This window comes from Campylobacter sp. RM19073 (assembly GCF_024723495.1).
Lineage (GTDB): Bacteria > Campylobacterota > Campylobacteria > Campylobacterales > Campylobacteraceae > Campylobacter > Campylobacter porcelli.
Genome location: NZ_JANQCT010000010.1, coordinates 1 through 18,341 on the forward strand (window position 1 = coordinate 1; position 18,341 = coordinate 18,341).

Sequence of the window (18,341 nt, forward strand, 5' to 3'; positions counted from 1 at the left end):
CGCAGTCGATCAGCTAGGGACTAGAAAGGGCGCTATAGCGGTTTATATCGAGCCTTGGCATATGGATGTAAGCGACTTTTTAGACCTTCGTAAAAACTCTGGCGAAGAGCGTCGCAGAGCTCATGAATTATTTCCAGCTTTGTGGATAAATGATCTTTTTATGCAAAGGGTAGAAAATAACGAAAGATGGACGCTATTTGACCCAGCAGATACTCCTGATCTTTGTGATTTATATGGAGATGAATTTCAAAAAAAATATCTAGAGTATGAAAATAATCAAGATATAGCTAAAAGCGTAGTCCAAGCCAAAGAGCTATGGAAGAAGATTCTCACAAGCTATTTTGAGAGTGGAATGCCATTTTTATGCTTTAAAGATAGTGCAAATAGAGTTAATCCAAACTCCCATAAAGGCATAATTAGAAGCTCAAATTTATGCACTGAAATTTTTCAAAATACCGAGCCAAACTACTACCAAACCAAAGTTACATACACAGATGGAAGCTACGATCTATTTGATGAAAATATAGATATAACAGTTGATGGTGGATATACTAAAAAGGCTAAAAAGATTACTGCGTTAGATAGATTAAATAATAAAGATATATTCATAGTAGAAAAAGGATTAAAAGATGGTAAAACAGCCGTTTGTAATCTAGCTAGTATAAATTTAAGCAAAATCAACACGCCAGAAGATATAGCAAGAGTAACTCCAATAGCCATTAGAATGCTTGATAATGTAATAGATCTAAATTTCTATCCACACGCTAAGGTTAAACATACAAATTTAGCCAGTCGCTCAATCGGGCTTGGGGTTATGGGCGAGGCTGAAATGCTAGCTACAAAGCAGATAAAATGGGGTAGCTACGAACACCTTGAAAAAATAGATGAAATAATGGAAAATATCAGCTACAACGCCATTTACGCTTCATCAAATTTAGCAGTAGAAAAGGGTATTTATCCAGATTTTATAGGCTCAAACTGGAGCAAAGGAATATTCCCAATAGATCTAGCAAATCCAAACGCAAAAGCCCTTGTCAATCGTGGCGGAAGTCTATTTGATGAGGGAAATTGCGACTGGGAAAAATTAAGAGAAAAGGTCAAAAAAGATGGAATAAGAAATGGCTATTTAATGGCTATAGCACCAACTTCTAGTATAAGCATATTAGTAGGGACAACTCAAACAATTGAGCCAGTATATAAACGAAAATGGTTTGAGCAAAACTTAAGCGGTATGACTCCTTGCGTTGTGCCAAATTTAAGCCCTGAAACTTGGCAATACTACACTCCAGCATATGAGCTAGACCAAAGGCTACTTGTTAAAGCTTGTGCGATCCGCCAAAAGTGGATAGATCAAGGTCAAAGCCTAAATATATTTATGAGCCTAGATAAAGCTAGTGGAAAATATCTAAGTGAAATTTACACTCTAGCGTGGAAATTAGGGGTAAAATCCACATACTATCTAAGAAGTGAAAGCCCAGACTCAAGCCATCTTGATAATAAGCCAATTGACCGAAGTATAGAGTGTGAAGGTTGTCAGTAGATTAAGATTTTACATTAAAACTATGAGTTAAAGCTATTGCTATAGCATCAGTTATATCAAGTGGCTTTATCTCTTTATTGATCCCTAGCATCCTCTTTACCATAAAGGCTACTTGCTCTTTTGCTGCTTTGGCTTTGCCAGTTACTGCTTTTTTAATTTGAAGTGGAGTATATTCACTAAATTCACCATGAATTTGAAGTATTTTAAGACTAAGGGCACCTCGAAACTGAGCAAGTTTTAAGACGGTTTTTGGATTATATGCAAAAAATATATCCTCAATCGCCACCGCATCAATCTTATGCGTTTTAAATATAAGATCTAGCCCTTCGCAAAGCTGGGTTATTTGGTATTGTAAGCTATCTTGCTCTATTTTTATAAGTCCAGCTTCAATTAATATCTTTTTATTGCCAATTTTCTCAATTATCGCATAGCCGCAATTGCGAGTTCCAGGGTCTATTCCTAAGATTTTCACATATATCCTTTTGAGTTATTCACATTATTCACATATAATCTAAATTCAAAATCACAATAATACCATAATAAGTCATTTTTAATTAAATTTTTAGTAAAATATTAGCCAATAAATTTAAAGGGAAAAGATTGCTAGGTGTAGAAGCGATTGAAATTTTGAGCCAAGAAATATCAAAAAGTGAGATGGATAACTACATTTCACAGATTAAATTTAATGAAAAAAGCTCAAATTCTCAAAGGGTAGTCTTCATCGCTCCAAATGAACTTATAGCTAGATTTATCCAGACAAAATATTCTAATAAATTAGCTAGTATCTATGAAATTCACACAGGTTTAAAACCTCAAGTTATCATCACAACGCAAAAAGCAGACTTAAATATCAAGTTAAAAGATGTAAATGTAAAAGAGATAAAGAGCCAAAGCTCACTATTAAATCCTAGCTATACATTTGATAATTTTGTCGTTGGAGACTCTAATCAATTTGCTTTTATCAGCTCAAAGCAAGTAGCCGCAAACCCTGGAAAAGCCTATAATCCACTATTTATCTATGGTCCAACTGGTCTTGGTAAAACTCATCTTTTACAATCTATAGGAAATGAATGCTTAGAAAATGGCAAAACCGTTATTTGCATTACAAGTGAGCAATTTACAAGTGATTTTATAAGAAATGTAGAAAATAGAACTATGAATAAATTTAAAGAAAAATATCGTAATTGCGATGTTTTACTTATCGATGATGTTCAATTTTTCCATAAATCAGAAAAAACTCAAGAGGAGTTTTTCCATACTTTTAATGAAATTCACTCTAAAAATGGTCAAATAGTTATGACCTCAGACAAACCTCCAAAAATGCTAAAAGGCTTTGAAGAGAGATTAAAAAGTCGTTTTGAGTGGGGACTTATGGCTGATATTACTCCACCAGAGCTAGATACCAAAATTAGAATTATCAAGACTAAATGCGAATTTGACAAAATAGAATTAAGCGATGATATAATAGAATATATCGCTTCAAATATGGGCGATAATATAAGAGAGATAGAAAGCGCTATAATCAATATCAATGCTTTTGCTAATATTATGCGTCAAAATATCACACTTGAATTTGCCAAAAATGTCATAAAAGATCAGATAAAAGAGAAAAAAGAAGCCATAAGCTTAGAAAATATAATACAATATGTATCTTATGAGATGAATATAAAACCAAGTGATATAAAGAGCAAAAATCGCACAAAAAACATTGTAGAAGCTCGTAGAATTTGTATATACTTAGCTAAAACCTTAACCCCAAATTCAATGCCACAACTAGCTTCACATTTTGGGTTAAAAGACCATAGTGCTGTAAGCCATAATATCAAAAAAATTAATAATTTAATAGAAAATGATAGCTATTTTAAAGCTAGATTAGAAGAGTTAAAAAATAAAATATTATCAAAGGAATAGTGAATATGTGTGAAAATTATATTGCGAGTTATTCAATAAAATTTAACCAAATTTACGGCGTTTTGTGTAGTTATTCACAAAATCAACAAACTAACTAAAATTAAAAAAGTAAATTTAAAAATAAAGGCAAAAAATGAAAGTTTTAATCAAAAAAAATATCTTAGAAACAATAATAATAAACACAAGTTCATATCTTGATAAAAAAGATCTAAGCTCAATCACATCTCATATATTCATAAGTGCTAAAGACTCTCTTTTAACAATCAAAGCTACAGATAATGAGATTGGACTAAGCTATAAAGCTTCAAATGTAAATATAATTGATGAAGGTATAGCTACTGCAAATGGTAAAAAACTTCTTGATATTATAAAAAGCTTAAAAGATGGCGAAGTTATGCTAGAGACAGTTCAAAACCATCTATATATAAAACAAAATAATTCAAAATATCGCCTACCTATGCAAAAAGCTGATGATTTCCCAGATTTCCCAACAATCGAAAATAAAAAAAGATTTAACATAAACGCAGCAAATCTAAGTAAAAGTTTAAAGAAAATCACAAATTCAATAGAAAATACTAATTCCAAAATAGAATTAACAGGTGCATTAATAGATATTAAAAATGAAAATATAAATTTAGTCGGGACAGATACAAAAAGACTTAGCATATACACACTAGATATAAAATCAGAAAATGAACCATTTAGTATAATAATTCCTAAAAAAGCTATAGTTGAAATTCAAAAAATATTCTATGAAAATATCGAAATTTACTATGATGAAAATATCTTTATCGCAATTAGCCAAAATTTCGAATTTTTCACAAAATTGATAAATGGACGCTATCCAGACTACGCAAGAGTAATACCAAAAGAGTCTAAAATAAATATAACACTAAATCGTGAAAAAATGATAGAAGGCATTAAAACCATATCAATGCTATCTGAAATTATAAAAATTACAATAACTCCAGAAAATATATCATTTGAAAGTATCAATAATGATAATAGCGAAGCAAAAACCATAATAGAACAAAAATTTAATATAGAAGAAAATATAATATTAGGAGTAAAAAATAGATTTATACTTGATTTCTTATCAAGCATTGAAGATAGCGAATTTACTCTATCTTATAATGATTTAGGACTTCCATTTGTGCTTAGTTGCGAAGAGTTAAAAACAATAATAATGCCTATAAATATTTAAGGATTAAGATGGAAAATTTAGAAAAAAAAGATTATGGCGCTGGAAATATCAAGGTTTTAAAAGGTCTTGAAGCCGTTAGAAAACGCCCTGGAATGTATATAGGCGATACTAATATAAATGGTCTTCATCATATGATCTATGAAGTAGTAGATAACTCCATAGATGAAGCAATGGCTGGATATTGCGATACTATCGATATTGAGCTTACAAATGAAGGCTCAGCTATAATCACAGATAATGGTAGGGGAATTCCAGTAGATATTCATCCAACTGAGAAAATTTCAGCTGCGACTGTGGTTTTAACCGTTCTGCACGCTGGGGGTAAATTTGATAAAGATACATATAAAGTATCAGGCGGACTTCATGGAGTTGGTGTATCAGTTGTCAATGCTCTATCTAAAAAATTAGTTTTAAATATAAAAAGAGATGGCAAACTTCATCGCCAAGAATTCGCCGAAGGCATACCTCAAAGCGATTTAGAAGTTATCAAAACTACAAATAGAACTGGAACTAGCGTAGAGTTTTGGCCTGATGATACTATCTTTGAAATAACTAAATTTGATAGAGAAATTTTAGCCAAAAGATTTAGAGAATTAGCATATTTAAATCCAAAAATTACTATAAATTTCAAAGATCAAAGAGATGGATTTAAAGAGAGTTATCACTTTGATGGCGGACTTGAGAGCTTTGTAACTGATATGAATAAGAGCAATCCAGTAAGCAAAGCTGTGAGCTTTAGCGGTGGGGAAGATGATGTTATAGTTGATTTTGCTCTTTTATATAATGATACATATAGCGAAAATTTATTAAGCTTTGTAAATAATATTAAAACCCCTGATGGCGGAACTCACGAAGCTGGATTTAGAGCTGGGCTTACTAGAGCTATTACAAACTACATAGCAGCAAATGCCGCTACTCGTGAAAAAGATACTAAAATCACTGGAGATGATATAAGAGAAGGTCTTATAGCTGTTGTAAGCGTCAAGGTTCCAGAGCCACAATTTGAAGGGCAAACTAAAGGCAAACTTGGCTCAAGCTATGTAAAACCAATAGTCCAAAAGATGACTTTTGAAGTGCTTTGTAAATATTTTGAAGAAAATCCAAACGAAGCAAAAGCCATTATGAATAAAGCTCTAATGGCAGCTCGTGGCAGGGAAGCAGCTAAAAAAGCAAGAGATTTAACACGCAAAAAAGATAGTTTAAATAGCGTTGGAACATTGCCTGGTAAATTAGCTGATTGTCAAAGCAAAGATCCAAGTGAGAGCGAAATTTACCTTGTTGAGGGCGATTCTGCTGGAGGCTCAGCAAAGCAAGGTCGTGATAGAGTATTTCAAGCTATTTTGCCACTTCGTGGTAAAATTTTAAATGTAGAAAAGAGTAGGCTTGATAAAATTTTAAAATCCGAAGAGATAAAAAATATGATAACCGCATTTGGTTGTGGTATCGGTGATGAGTTTGATGCTAGTAAGCTAAGATACCATAAAATCATCATTATGACTGATGCTGATGTCGATGGAAGCCATATCCAAACCCTACTTCTTACATTTTTCTTTAGATTTCTTACACCAATTATCGAAAATGGAAATGTCTATTTAGCTCAGCCACCACTTTATAGATATAAAAAAGGCAAAAAAGAAATTTATTTAAAAGATGAAAAAGCCTTAAATGAATTCCTTATAGAAACTGGCATTGAGAGCGAAGATTTCCAAGGAGTTGGTAGTAATGATTTGATAGATTATCTAAAATTAATTAGCACATATAGAACGGTTTTAAATGAGCTTAAAAAGCGTTTTAATGTCCTAAGTGCGATTAGATATATGATAGAAAATCCAGATATTATAAGCAAAGATTTCAAAGAGTTATTTGAGATTATAAAAGTTGAGCTAGATAGTCAAAACTATAATATTTTAAACTCATATGTCAATGAAAATGAGATTAGAATTTATGTCCAAACACCAAGCGGACTTGAAGAGTTAGTTATAGATGACTCTTTATTTGTCAATCCTTTATACATTGAGGCAGTTCATATATACTCTAAGATGAAAGAGCGTGAGATCGATCTTAATGGGGATCCTTTAGAAATCTTAGAAAATATCGAAAAAAGTGCGAAAAAAGGTGCTTATATCCAGCGTTACAAAGGTTTAGGTGAGATGAATCCAGAGCAACTTTGGGAGACTACTATGAATCCAGAAAATCGCCGTTTGCTTAAAATAGATGTCAAAGATATGCAAAGTGCAAGTGATATATTTGAGCTATTTATGGGTGATGAGGTCGAGCCAAGGCGAGAGTATATCCAAGCTCATGCTAAAGATGTTAAGCATTTAGATGTATAAGGATAGGTATGCAAAATTTAAAATATGGTGAAAAAATCATAGCCCAATTTGACCTTGATAAGGATTTTGAGATATGGCCAAATAGTGCTAATAAAGATTACGCTATTAAAATTACACTACCTGAGTTTGCTTGTTTTTGTCCAAGGAGTGGCTATCCAGATTTTGCTACAATTTATCTTACATATGTTCCTGATAAATTTGTAGTAGAGTTAAAAGCTTTAAAACTATATATCAATAGCTTTTTAAATCGCCATATCAGCCACGAAGCTAGTATAAATGAAATTTATGATACATTAGATAGTAAGTTAAAACCAAAATATTTAAGAGTTGTGGGTGATTTTAATCCAAGGGGCAATGTCCATACAATCATAGAAGTAGATAGTAATATGATAAGAGAGCAAAAATATGATACAAGCTCTATTGAATTCCAAAGTACTAGGAAATTTAACTAATGATAAACCCAAGGCTTATTGAGCATATTTTTAAAGCGGCCAATATCTCAAGGTGGAATGACTACCCTAAAATGGTTGATTTATTAGAATTAGATAAACAAGCTCATAAATTTATCATTGCCTATTTTATCGCTAAGCTTGAAAATAATATAGATATGCGATATATAATCGAAGGTGGGGTGTTTGAGTTTTTAAGTAGAGTTGTGGTTACTGATATTCGCCCAGATGTCTTTCATCACATTCAAAAGACCAAAGCTTCTCAGATAAATAGCTGGGTTTTAACGAATTTAGAGCCATTAATAGATGATATAGATGGGGGTAAATTTCTAGAAAGATTTAGGAATTTTATAGATGATAAATCTCATCTAAAAGAGAAATTAATCTTAAAAGCTGCTAGCTATCTAGCTACAAAATGGGAATTTAGTATCGTATATCAAACTAGTAAATTTTTAAATAATATCGATGAGTTAAAACAGCAAGTAGATGAGGAGTTAGAGGATTATTATGAGCTAATTGGTGTTAGGAAAATTGCGATGAATCAAAAATTAGCTCGTATTGTTGATTTAAGCGGAAGATTGAGATTTCAAAAGCGCTGGGCACAAACTAGTAGAATTCCAGAAACTGCAGTTTTAGGGCATATGCTTGTTGTGGCGATATTTGGTTATTTTTATTCACTTAAAGTTGGGGCAAATTCAAAAAGATTAGAAAATAATTTTTATTGTGCTTTATTCCACGATTTACCAGAGAGCCTAACTCGTGATATTATAAGCCCTGTTAAATATGGCATTGATGGGTTAAATGAGATAATTAGCGAGTATGAGATGAGACTGATTGAAGATAAAATTCTCCCATATGTCCCACAAAGCTTTAGAGATGAATTTAGCTATATTTTAGGCGTTAGAAATGATAATGGAGTGCTTAAAAAAGATGAATTTGAAAACAGAATTTGCCGCACAACTCCACAGCCATATCATGGAAGTATGAGTAATGTAAATGATGATGAGTATAATAGCATTGATGGCAAGGCTTTGAAATATTGCGATAGATTAGCTGCTTTTGTGGAGGCGGGGCTATCTATAAGCTATGGTGTAAAGAGTAAAGATTTAGTCCAAGGTTTTCAAAATATAAGAGCTAAATTTAAAAGAAATCCAAAAATCGAAGGGGTGGATTTTAATCAAATTTGTATAGATTTTATGGAGTATTTCGGTATAAAAAACCTCTCCCCAGATGACTGCGGCACACACCTGTAAAAAGTGCTCTGCTATGTTCCCATCCTGAAGCGGTGCTTTTTAAAAGCATTGCACAGGTCTAAGGAAAGGCGGATAAGATTATATCCATATTTTACTTAAAGTAGGATTATGATGAGTTATAAATTAAATTTTTTATCTATTTTTCGTGAGCTTTTTGTCCCACATTATCGCTCTTTAGAGTTTAGGGCTAAAATTTTAACCGCTATACTAATTGCTAAAAAGAGTATATCAGATAGTGATTATTACGAAGTAGAAGATATAGCAAAAGATATATATGGCAATGATGAGAAGAGAATCCACATCTTAGTCCAAACGATAAAAGAGTATGTAGATAAGGCAACTCAAGGCAGTAAGCTAAATTTGGATATTTTATTAAAAGATATAGATTATGAGTTAAAATTAATCAAAAGATATGTCAAAAAAATTGATTTTGAACACCTTAGAAGATTGATGATTAATAGCGATGAGACTGATGCTGTTTTTCAACAGCAGGTGTATGAATTTTTCCTAAATGAGGTTAGAATTTACTCACATAATTAAAATCACAATCGCTAAAATATTAAGAAATTTTAAATCTATCGCCGATTTTAATCCTACCTTCATACTCAAATTCAGTAATCTCTAGTGCCTTATCAGCACATTTTACCCAAAATCTATCCTTACTAATCCCCACTATAGCGCCATTTACGCACTTATATGTTGGAGCATTTTGATGATATATTGCTTTTATTATTTTCATCTCTTTATCATTTATTATAGCCCTTGCTAGTGGAGCTGGATGAGTGATCGCACGGATAAAGTTAAACACATCACGGCTATTTTGATTCCAATCTATCATCTCATCGCCAAATTTTCTTTGTGTGCAGTAAAAGCCGTATTTATCGATATTTGATTGCTTAATTGGCTTAAAATCTCCACCTAAAATCATCTTTAAAGCCTCATATAAAACATACCCACACTGGTTGTGAGCCGTTTGTAGCAGTGTGGAGTAGTCATCGCTATCGTTAATCTCATAGTGCTTTTGTAAAATTATATCGCCTGTATCAATTCCCTCATCTATGTAATGCACAGTGATACCAAAGCTCTTTTCATCATTTATCAAAGCCCAATTTAAGATATTTCTACCACGATAAAATGGCAAAGCACCAGCGTGACAGTTGATCGCACCAAGTGGTGTTAGATCTATAATTTGGCGTTTAAAAATTTGGTCAAATGACATAGAGACCAAAATATCACACTTAAATTTAGCAATTTTGGATATAAACTCAAGCGAATTTATATTTTTATGTTTTAAAATCTCAATCCCATAATCTTTGGCAAATTTAGCTAAAATTTCATCATCTGAGCCATTTCTAACGCAGATAAAAGCAATTTGCATATTTGGGTCTTTAATGATTATTTTAAAAGCATTATGAGACCAAATCCCATCAGCGAAGTAGCCGATTTTTAAATTTCTATTAAGGTTTGTACCCCCCCCCTAAATTCATCATACACCTCCAAAAATTAATCTATAAAATCTCTAAGCATCTTAATCTCATCAGCCCAAATACTCTCATCAATAGTCTCTAAAATCAAAGGAATTTCATCGATTTTAGGATCATTCATAATGGATTTAAAGGCTTGCTTGCCAATGAGCCCCACTCCTAAGCTATCGTGGCGATCTTTGCGTGAGCCAAGAGCTCCTTTACTATCATTTATATGCATTCCGCTAAGGTATTTATACCCAACTATCTTATCAAATTCGCTCATAGTTTTAGCATAGCTCTCATCATCTCTAATATCATAACCACTAGCAAATAGATGGCAAGTATCGATACACACGCCTACACGACTGCTATCCTTACTCATAGCAATCAATGCTGCTAGATGCTCAAATTTATATCCTAGATTGCTACCTTGACCGGCGGTATTTTCGATAACTAGCTTGATATTTGATGAGTTTTGAAGTAGAGCATTCATCTGTTGTGCTATTAACTCCAAGCACTCATCTTCGCTTATTTGCTTTAGATGTGAGCCTGGATGAAAGTTAATAAGCTCAATCCCTAAGGCTTCGCACCTTTTAATCTCATCTAAAAATGAGTCAAAACTCTTAGTCCTAGCTTGTGGATCTGGATGACCTAAATTTACCAAATAGCTATTATGAGCTAGGATATGCTCTGGCTTTATATTGGATTTATTTAAATTTGATTTAAACTCATTAATATCGCTTTGGGTTAGTGGCTTTGCACTCCATTGTCTTTGATTTTTAACAAACAAAGCAAAGGCGTCCGCTCCGATATTTACGGCATTTTGCACCGCATTTGCCACTCCACCACTTGCACTTACATGGGCTCCGATACGCTTCATTGTAACTCTCTTATTATGATTTTTACCATATTTTTATTATCAATAAATTTAACTAAATTATCGCAAACTTCATATTTTATCATTTTATTAGCTATATTTTGCTCAAATCCGCAATTAGTTTTTTGAAAATTTGCCCCATCATAGATTGGAATTTTAGATATGATATTATCTAAGATCTCATCATAGTGAGTTGATCTTAGATATTTTATATTAAAGCTTTGATAATCACTACAAACCCCATTAATACAGATATTTTCAGCTAGTTTTAAATTTAAAACTAACGCCCCGCTATTGTAGATTTGAATTTGAGTTTGATTAGTATATTTATGTATAAATCCAGCATCGCTAATACGCAAATTAGGCGTAATAAAACTAAATAAAACGCTACTAGAGTGCTGCGGCTGATAGGCAAAACATCCTAAAAATAGTGTAGCAAATGCTAATAAAATAGAGATTTTAAAGCTAAATTTATATATACTCAAAGTAAGCCTTTTTCAAATTTGTTAAATTATATATCTGTTTTGTAAATCTTTAATATTTTTAAGTAGCATTTAAGTAAGATTTTTATATAATTCCACTCACGCAACCGCAGTGGCCCCTTCGTCTAGCGGTTAGGACATCGCCCTTTCACGGCGGTAACACGAGTTCGAGTCTCGTAGGGGTCACCACCTATATTCTTATTTTATAAATCTTTTTTATATTTCATTTCTCAATATTTTTTTAGTTTATTTTAAATTCATTAGCCCTAAGTTAATTATATATTTATTCTTTAAATTAAGCCAAATTTTACTATAATAAAGTTCAAAAATGCCGATATAAGGCTAAATTTAAAAGGAAAAATTATGCAAAATGGTAGAAAAAAAGATATTGATGAGCTAAAAAATGATATATCAAAAAAAGATGAGAGAGATTTAACTGAAGATGAGAAAAAATTTAAAGAGTTAGATTCAAAAATAGCTCAAAAAATCAAAAATGAAGAAGAGATCACCACTTTAGATAAAAATATAACTGCGATGATGCCTTATGCTATTGATACTTCGCTTACTCTATTTGGACTTGAAGAGAATAAGAAATTTGGCGTTTTTATGGGCAAGGATCCACTAGATTTAAATATCGTAAATCTTGATACCAAAGAGTATTTATATGAGAGTCCAGCCAAAGATGTAGAGAAAAAAATTATAGAATTTGAAGAGGAGTATGCTAGACATAGAGCGCTTTTTATCTATGGAATTGGCAATGGGGTTTTCTTAAAATCTATCTTGGCTAATCCAACGCATAAAAAGATATTTGTCTTCGAGCCAGAGATTGAAATTTTATATGCCGCACTTAGCTTGATTGACTTTTCTAGGGATATTTTTACTGATAGGCTTGTTATTTTAGATTCGCACAAGGTTACATTTTTGCAATTTTATATCATCTGCAAAATGCCTGATGTATTTCATAGCTTTAGGCTTTATAATTTGCATATTATCGATGATTATTATAATAATGAAAAGTATCAAGAGAATATCTTAGAATTAAATAAAACTATGCAAAAAGCAATCGTCCAAACCCTATATGAGCGTGGCAATGACTCTAAAGATTGTCTTTTAGGAATGATTCAAACCACCCAGCATCTCCCAGATGTATTTGGTGCTATACCTCTTAGAGATATTATAAATAGACGCAAAGGCAAGATAGACTCAGCCGTAGTCGTATCTACTGGCCCATCGCTTCATAAGCAGCTACCAATACTTAAAAAACTTGCTCCATACACAATTATAATAGCAGTTGATGCGAGTTATCCAATTTTAAAAGAGCATGGGATTAAGCCTGATTATGTAACATCAATAGAGAGAATTCCTCCTACTCCAGACTTTTTCAAGCCTACTAGGACTAAATTTGATGATGGGATTATCTTTGTTGTGGCCTCTCTTACTCATCATGAATCGGTTGAGAATTTACATGATAAAGATGTATGTTATGCTTTAAGACCATTAAATTATGAGATGAGCTTTAAGGATTTTAAATTTGGCTATATCGGCGGTGGACAGAGTGCTGCTCATATGGCGTGGAATATCGCTCAAGCCCTAGAGTGTAAAGATGTAATGCTAATAGGTCAGGATTTAGCTTATGGTGAAGATGGCACTAGCCACTCTAAGGGGCATATATTTAAAGAGACTGAAATTCCCGTAGAAGAGATACCTATAATGACGCAAAAATACGGCGGTAAAGGCGAAATTCAAACTACATTTATATGGAATTTATTTAGACAATATTTCGAGCATAATATCGCAATGCTACAAAGAAGTGATCCAAATTATAAGCTTTATAACTGCACCGAAGGTGGAGCTAGAATAGAAGGAACGACTGAAATTCCATTTAAAGAGATGGCTGATAAGATTATCGCTAAGGGTAAAAAGAAGAGTTTTAAGCCGATTTTACCAATAAGCAAGGAAAAACAAGAGCAACACCTAAAAAAAGCGATCAAAAATATTACTGGAATTTTTAAAACCGGTCATAAAATTCAAAAAAAATGCGAACGATTATATCTTCAAATCGCCAAAGAGATAGAAAAATCTAAAAAATTAAAAGAGAAAGATAAGAAAGATAAAATCAATTATGACAAACTTCAAAAGCTATCATTTGAGATTGATAAGTTAAAAGAGTATGTGTTTAAAGATAGGATATTTATGTCATCATTTTATGGAATTTGCGGGGCTATGCTAAATAGCCAAGAGCTTGAACTTGCCGTTATCTCAGCTCGTAGAGCAGATACAGATGAAGAAAAAAATGATAAATTATTTGAGTGGGTCTCTTGTCAGAGCTACTGGATTTTTAGCTTAGCTGGTAGCATTGATGCGACTTTAGGCAAGCTAGCTGACGCAGCTAGTGGATTTATGGATAGCTATAAGCTCTTAGAACGATGATAAATAGCGATATTAAATCCACTTATGATGAGCATACTTACAACTCATACTCATATGCTCAAACTAGCGTAGATTATCTTTGTGCGGTGGCTAGATTTCATGGTTTAGCCGCTACTGATCCATATAATGCTAAGGTGCTAGAGATAGGATGTGCGATGGGTGGCAATATCATCGGTCAAGCCATCAATCACCCAAATTCAACTTTTATAGGGATCGATCTAAGTAGCGAACAAATTGCCATTGGCAAAGCAGCCACCCAAGGCATAGGCTGTAAAAATATAGAGCTAATTGAGATGGATATTTGTAATCTTGTGAGTGAATTTGGCGGTAAGATTGAGTTTGATTATATCATCTGTCATGGAATTTATAGCTGGGTGCCTGATTTTGTAAGAAGTGCGATTTTACAAAGTTGTCAAAAGTTATTAAGTCCAAATGGCGTGGCATTTATTAGCTATAATTGCTATCCAGGGTGGAAATATGTAGAGCCTTTGCGTGATTTTATGCGATTTAGTGCGGTTAAAAATAGCGGGAATGTAGCTGATCTTGAGTCTGGATTAAATGCTATTAAATTTCAAAAAGCCTTCTATGCTAAGTATAGTCCAAATGAATCAAGCGCTACTCATATTAAGAACTTAAATTTAGAGTATATAAATCACATTCAAAACTACCCTAAAAGCTATGTCGCACACGAATATATGGAGATTTGTAATCAGCCGTTTTATTTTTTAGATTTTGTAGCTGATGCTGGTGATAATGGGCTTTGCTATGTAGCAGATGCGACCTATCATTTTGACCCATCATTTTTGCCAGATGGTGCTATAAGTGAGTATTTTAAGCTATCATTTGATGATTATATCTCGGCTAATCAAGCTTATGATTTTCTATACTCTATTAGATTTAGAAGCTCAATCCTTACTAAATCGCAAAATCAAAGCAAACTAGCAACAAGCGATTATGATAAGGCGAAGTTCGCTCCAAATTTATATTTTAAGCTCATTAAGCCCTCACCTGAGCTATTAAATTCAGCTAAAGATACATATATCGAGCCTTTGGCTAAAGCTTTAAATGAGGCTTTTCCAGCGACTATGAGTTTTGATGAGATTAAGGCTGTGTATCAAAAAGATGATATTGTATTTAGGTATTATGATATTAGAACGGTTACAAATAACGCTCTAAGCATAGCTTGTGAGCCACATAAGAAGCTATTATACACGCCTGGTAAAACTAGATTAAAAAAAGCTTATGAGCCATATTTAAGATATTTTTTAGATAATGATAACTCATCAATTGGCATAGCAACTCCATCTAATGATAGATTAAACGCTGATAAACACACGCTAGAGCTTACATTAATGTTTGATGGAAATCACACTATAAAAGATATTCAAAATCATATAAAAGCTAAATTTGAAAAAGAGAAATTAATCCCAACTATTCAAAAAGATGGTAAAACTATATTATTAAAAAGCTCAAAAGAGCAAAATGAGTATTTCAAAAATGCGGTTGAGACTATCAAGCTTTCACTTATAAATACCCTAATGCTAGAAGAGTATTAAACTCCTCTATAGGGCATTTGCAATTAGCTCGATTGGATTAATACATTTTGCACTGCTACCATGAATGTGTAGAGCGTTATTTAGCTGCATTTTACACGCACTACACTCGCTACCTACGCAACTAGCATCTACGGCGTTTATTTGTGCGGCTCTACTTTGACCAGCTTGGCGACTTAGGTGGTATTTTTCACTTTGCATTGTTACGCCACCAAATCCACAACAACTATTAGTATCACTCATCTCATTTATGATATAAGCTTGTTTTAAAAGCTCTCTTGGCTCTTTCCAAATTCCTTGCATTTTCTTAGCGTGGCATGGGTCGTGATATGTGATTTTAGCTATCTTTTTATCTCTATTTCGCTCTTGTAAAATTTGGGCTAAATTTGTAAATTTCGCAAAATACTCAGTAGCTAAATATATATATTTGCTTATCTCTTTAGCTCTTTTTTTCCACTGCGGATCGCTATGAAAATAGTGTTCATAATCGACCTTTATCATCGCCGAACAGGTAGCTTCTGGTATGATGATGGCGTCTATTTTACCGCTATTTAAGAGCGTTTCAAAATACTCAATATTCTTTTTTGCTAGATAATCTACAGTGTTAAAATCTCCAGTAAAATAAGCTGGAGCCGAGCAACAGCCTTGAGATTTCATCAAATGGGCGTTGATTTTAAGCTCTTTTAATATCTTAAGTAGTCCTTCTCCTACTGATGTATATGCGTAGTTTCCCATACAGCCAATGAATATTCCAATGGTTTTATCTGATCCATTATCTATAAATTCAGTGTGTGAGTTTAAAAAGCTCTTTTTAGATGCAGTTGGTAAAAGACGCTCTTTTTTTAGCATTGGTAGATTAAATCTTGGGCTCATATTGCCATCTTTTATCTTAAATCCACAACTTTGAAATACATAGCCAAATCTAGCTGCTATATCCATAATTTTTCTATTTCTAAGTAGCCAAAAAAACACTCTTTTATACCACGAAATCCCAAATTTAGCCGCTATATCGGCTCTAGCATTTTCTATCATAGTATCAGTTGGTAATGATACAGGGCAGTCTTGAACGCAATTTGTACATAAAAAACAGCTCTCAAATATATCTTTTAAATTCTTATCAAGCTCGATTTCACCTCTATTATACGCTCCTAATAGATCTAAAAATCCCCTTGGACTTCTAACTTCATCGTGGCTAATTTTGTATATTGTGCAATTTGGCTTACACTTTCCGCATTTTACACATGCATCGCTAATCGCACTAAAATTATAGTTACTCATTTATCCTCTTTGTTTTATTAAACTTGCTTTTATAGCTTCTATAAAGGCGGTTCTAACTCCGGCTTCTTCTAGCTTACACACCCCTTCAATAGTCGTCCCAGCAGGTGAGCAGATACTATCTCTTATTAAGGCTGGGTGTCTATTTTCAATCAGTGTAGCAAAGCTATTAAATAGCCCACTTGTCATAGCCTGAGCGTCGCTAAGATTTAGCCCTGAGCGAACTGCGGCACTATTGATAGCATCAGCTACTAAGGCTAGGTATGCTGGGGCGCATCCACTAATGATACTTGCTGCATCAAAAGTAGCTTTTGAGTCAAATTTAACCGCCTTGCCAAATCCATTTAAAATTTGCTCTATTATCTCTATATTTCCACTTGCCATATATGGATTTATACTAGCTCTATCTTTAGCGGCGATATTTGGCAAACAAATAGCGTGATTTATGGCGTTTATAGCTTGGATTTGCTCTAAGCTAGTGCGAGCTAACACGCTAATTATCGAATTTGCTTTGCCATTTGCTATATTTTTAAACCACTCAAGCGCATTTGGCTTAATGGCTAATATGATATTTTTGTCATTTATATCATAATTTTTATCGATAATTTCTATATTAAATTCGCCACGCAAAGCCTCTAATCTACCGCTAAATCTCCCAGCTAATACAACCTCAAATCCAGCTGATTTTAGCCCATTAGCCATGGCTAGCCCCATATTTCCAGCACCAATTATGGTAATTTTCATCTTACTTCCTGTCTTAAAATAGAGACGCTACTTGGTAATTTTAAGCCATCTTTTATAGCGTTTGTTATGCTTTGTAAATCAAATTTAGTATGGTCAAATGCGACTACATAGCATATATCGCCAGATTTTAGATACCTATCTTTTCCATCTTCTTCATATCTTGTAGCGCCAATTGTGATTATCATCTCATTTGGGTAGTTTGCGTCGCTTAAAATTTTGGATAAATTCTCTAGCACAGCGTAATCTTGTTGAGTATTTAATTTATCTTTAATCCACTCAAGCAATTTTTCATAAAAATATGAGTAGCCACTTAGCTTGGCACACTCTCCATATCTGATAAATTCATTTGAGCTTTTTAAAAATGAAACCAAGCTATAGTTATCGCAGATCCCACCAATGCTAAATTTATCTATCTCAATCTCATTGCCAAGCCCTTTTGAGCCGGTGCTGAAGTTTTTCTTTTGAGAGATTTTAGTAGCGGTTTTATCATTTCTAACCGAAGCGTCATTAAATGCAGCAAATTTAAGCGGCTTAACGCTTTTGACCTTGCCATTTTCATACTCTAATTCGCATCTTAGGGCGATTTCTGGCTCCATTTGCACATTTAAATTCTCATTGCTAGGTAGATATAGATAGCTATTATCTATGCAATTTCTGCCTAAAAAGCCACTACTACCCTTTATATAAAATGGGAAAATCCCCTTTGGTGCGTATTCATCATCAGTTTTTACTAAGGCAAAATCACTAGCCTCACCAGCTTGTTCAAGATGTAAAGCGAAGTTTCCAGCTATCCCAAATCCTATATTTATACTCACAAAGTCTCC

15 protein-coding genes, 1 tRNA gene, 1 other RNA gene and 1 pseudogene are annotated in these 18,341 nt (G+C 33.2%); 10 read left to right on the top strand and 8 right to left on the bottom strand.

What is annotated here, in order from left to right; all coding sequences use genetic code 11:
* On the top strand, positions 1-1,540 hold a 1,540-nt coding region (locus CSUIS19073_RS04910), incomplete at its 5' end, for a ribonucleoside-diphosphate reductase subunit alpha (RefSeq protein ID WP_337214385.1).
* Position 1,541: 1 nt separating this feature from the next.
* Here the strand turns inward: CSUIS19073_RS04910 and ruvC are convergent.
* On the bottom strand, positions 1,542-2,018 hold the full coding sequence (ruvC, locus tag CSUIS19073_RS04915; RefSeq protein WP_086237539.1) for a crossover junction endodeoxyribonuclease RuvC: 477 nt from the start codon (positions 2,016-2,018) through the stop codon (positions 1,542-1,544).
* Between the two features lie 122 nt (positions 2,019-2,140).
* Between ruvC and dnaA the strand changes: the two genes are divergently transcribed.
* The 5 genes and pseudogenes from dnaA to CSUIS19073_RS04940 all read left to right on the top strand — a co-directional run.
* Positions 2,141-3,451: a chromosomal replication initiator protein DnaA gene (gene dnaA, locus CSUIS19073_RS04920; protein WP_086237540.1), complete on the top strand. Its 1,311-nt coding sequence runs from the start codon at positions 2,141-2,143 to the stop codon at positions 3,449-3,451.
* 133 nt (positions 3,452-3,584) lie between these two features.
* The gene (gene dnaN / locus CSUIS19073_RS04925) at positions 3,585-4,655 is read left to right on the top strand and encodes a DNA polymerase III subunit beta (protein ID WP_086237541.1); all 1,071 of its coding nucleotides are present in this window, start codon (positions 3,585-3,587) and stop codon (positions 4,653-4,655) included.
* 8 nt (positions 4,656-4,663) lie between these two features.
* Positions 4,664-6,988, top strand: a complete 2,325-nt coding sequence (gene gyrB / locus CSUIS19073_RS04930; protein WP_086242414.1) for a DNA topoisomerase (ATP-hydrolyzing) subunit B — start codon at positions 4,664-4,666, stop codon at positions 6,986-6,988.
* 8 nt (positions 6,989-6,996) lie between these two features.
* Positions 6,997-7,440, top strand: coding sequence for a preQ(1) synthase (gene queF, locus CSUIS19073_RS04935; protein WP_086237543.1), 444 nt, complete (start codon positions 6,997-6,999; stop codon positions 7,438-7,440).
* Positions 7,440-8,651 (top strand): annotated as a pseudogene (locus CSUIS19073_RS04940) (HD domain-containing protein); the annotation flags it as partial. The gene queF and the pseudogene CSUIS19073_RS04940, both read left to right, overlap by 1 nt.
* Positions 8,652-8,657: 6 nt before the next feature.
* Here CSUIS19073_RS04940 and ffs read toward each other — a convergent pair.
* An RNA gene (gene ffs, locus CSUIS19073_RS04945) (signal recognition particle sRNA small type) lies at positions 8,658-8,755 on the bottom strand.
* A 46-nt stretch (positions 8,756-8,801) separates the two neighbouring features.
* On the opposite strand from ffs, the gene CSUIS19073_RS04950 reads away from it, so the two are divergent.
* Positions 8,802-9,230, top strand: coding sequence for a hypothetical protein (locus CSUIS19073_RS04950; protein ID WP_086242415.1), 429 nt, complete (start codon positions 8,802-8,804; stop codon positions 9,228-9,230).
* Positions 9,231-9,249: 19 nt separating this feature from the next.
* Here the strand turns inward: CSUIS19073_RS04950 and CSUIS19073_RS04955 are convergent, their stop codons facing one another.
* The 3 genes from CSUIS19073_RS04955 to CSUIS19073_RS04965 all read right to left on the bottom strand — a co-directional run bounded on the left by CSUIS19073_RS04955 (position 9,250) and on the right by CSUIS19073_RS04965 (position 11,518).
* Entirely contained in the window at positions 9,250-10,068 is an 819-nt protein-coding gene (locus CSUIS19073_RS04955; RefSeq protein WP_086237593.1) for a methionyl-tRNA formyltransferase, read from the bottom strand.
* 125 nt (positions 10,069-10,193) lie between these two features.
* The gene (nfo, locus tag CSUIS19073_RS04960; RefSeq protein ID WP_086242416.1) at positions 10,194-11,036 is read right to left on the bottom strand and encodes a deoxyribonuclease IV; all 843 of its coding nucleotides are present in this window, start codon (positions 11,034-11,036) and stop codon (positions 10,194-10,196) included.
* Complete coding sequence (locus tag CSUIS19073_RS04965; protein ID WP_086242417.1) at positions 11,033-11,518, bottom strand: hypothetical protein; 486 nt, start codon at positions 11,516-11,518, stop codon at positions 11,033-11,035. The genes nfo and CSUIS19073_RS04965 overlap by 4 nt, the downstream gene beginning before the upstream one ends.
* Before the next feature lie 111 nt (positions 11,519-11,629).
* Here CSUIS19073_RS04965 and CSUIS19073_RS04970 point away from each other — a divergent pair.
* From CSUIS19073_RS04970 to CSUIS19073_RS04980, 3 genes are all read left to right on the top strand, one after another.
* Positions 11,630-11,704, top strand: a tRNA-Glu gene (locus CSUIS19073_RS04970).
* Positions 11,705-11,878: 174 nt separating this feature from the next.
* On the top strand, positions 11,879-13,945 hold the full coding sequence (locus tag CSUIS19073_RS04975; RefSeq protein ID WP_086237547.1) for a motility associated factor glycosyltransferase family protein: 2,067 nt from the start codon (positions 11,879-11,881) through the stop codon (positions 13,943-13,945).
* On the top strand, positions 13,942-15,501 hold the full coding sequence (locus CSUIS19073_RS04980) for a class I SAM-dependent methyltransferase (RefSeq protein WP_086242418.1): 1,560 nt from the start codon (positions 13,942-13,944) through the stop codon (positions 15,499-15,501). The genes CSUIS19073_RS04975 and CSUIS19073_RS04980 overlap by 4 nt, the downstream gene beginning before the upstream one ends.
* 6 nt (positions 15,502-15,507) lie before the next feature.
* On the opposite strand, the gene CSUIS19073_RS04985 is transcribed toward CSUIS19073_RS04980, so the two are convergent.
* From CSUIS19073_RS04985 to CSUIS19073_RS04995, 3 genes are read right to left on the bottom strand one after another with little or no spacing between them, the layout of a single operon-like run.
* Positions 15,508-16,776, bottom strand: coding sequence for a (Fe-S)-binding protein (locus tag CSUIS19073_RS04985; RefSeq protein WP_086242419.1), 1,269 nt, complete (start codon positions 16,774-16,776; stop codon positions 15,508-15,510).
* Entirely contained in the window at positions 16,777-17,517 is a 741-nt protein-coding gene (locus tag CSUIS19073_RS04990; RefSeq protein ID WP_086242420.1) for a pyrroline-5-carboxylate reductase dimerization domain-containing protein, read from the bottom strand. It abuts the gene before it with no gap.
* Positions 17,514-18,332, bottom strand: coding sequence for a DUF5718 family protein (locus tag CSUIS19073_RS04995; RefSeq protein ID WP_086242421.1), 819 nt, complete (start codon positions 18,330-18,332; stop codon positions 17,514-17,516). The genes CSUIS19073_RS04990 and CSUIS19073_RS04995 overlap by 4 nt, the downstream gene beginning before the upstream one ends.
* Between the last annotated feature and the right edge of the window lie 9 nt (positions 18,333-18,341).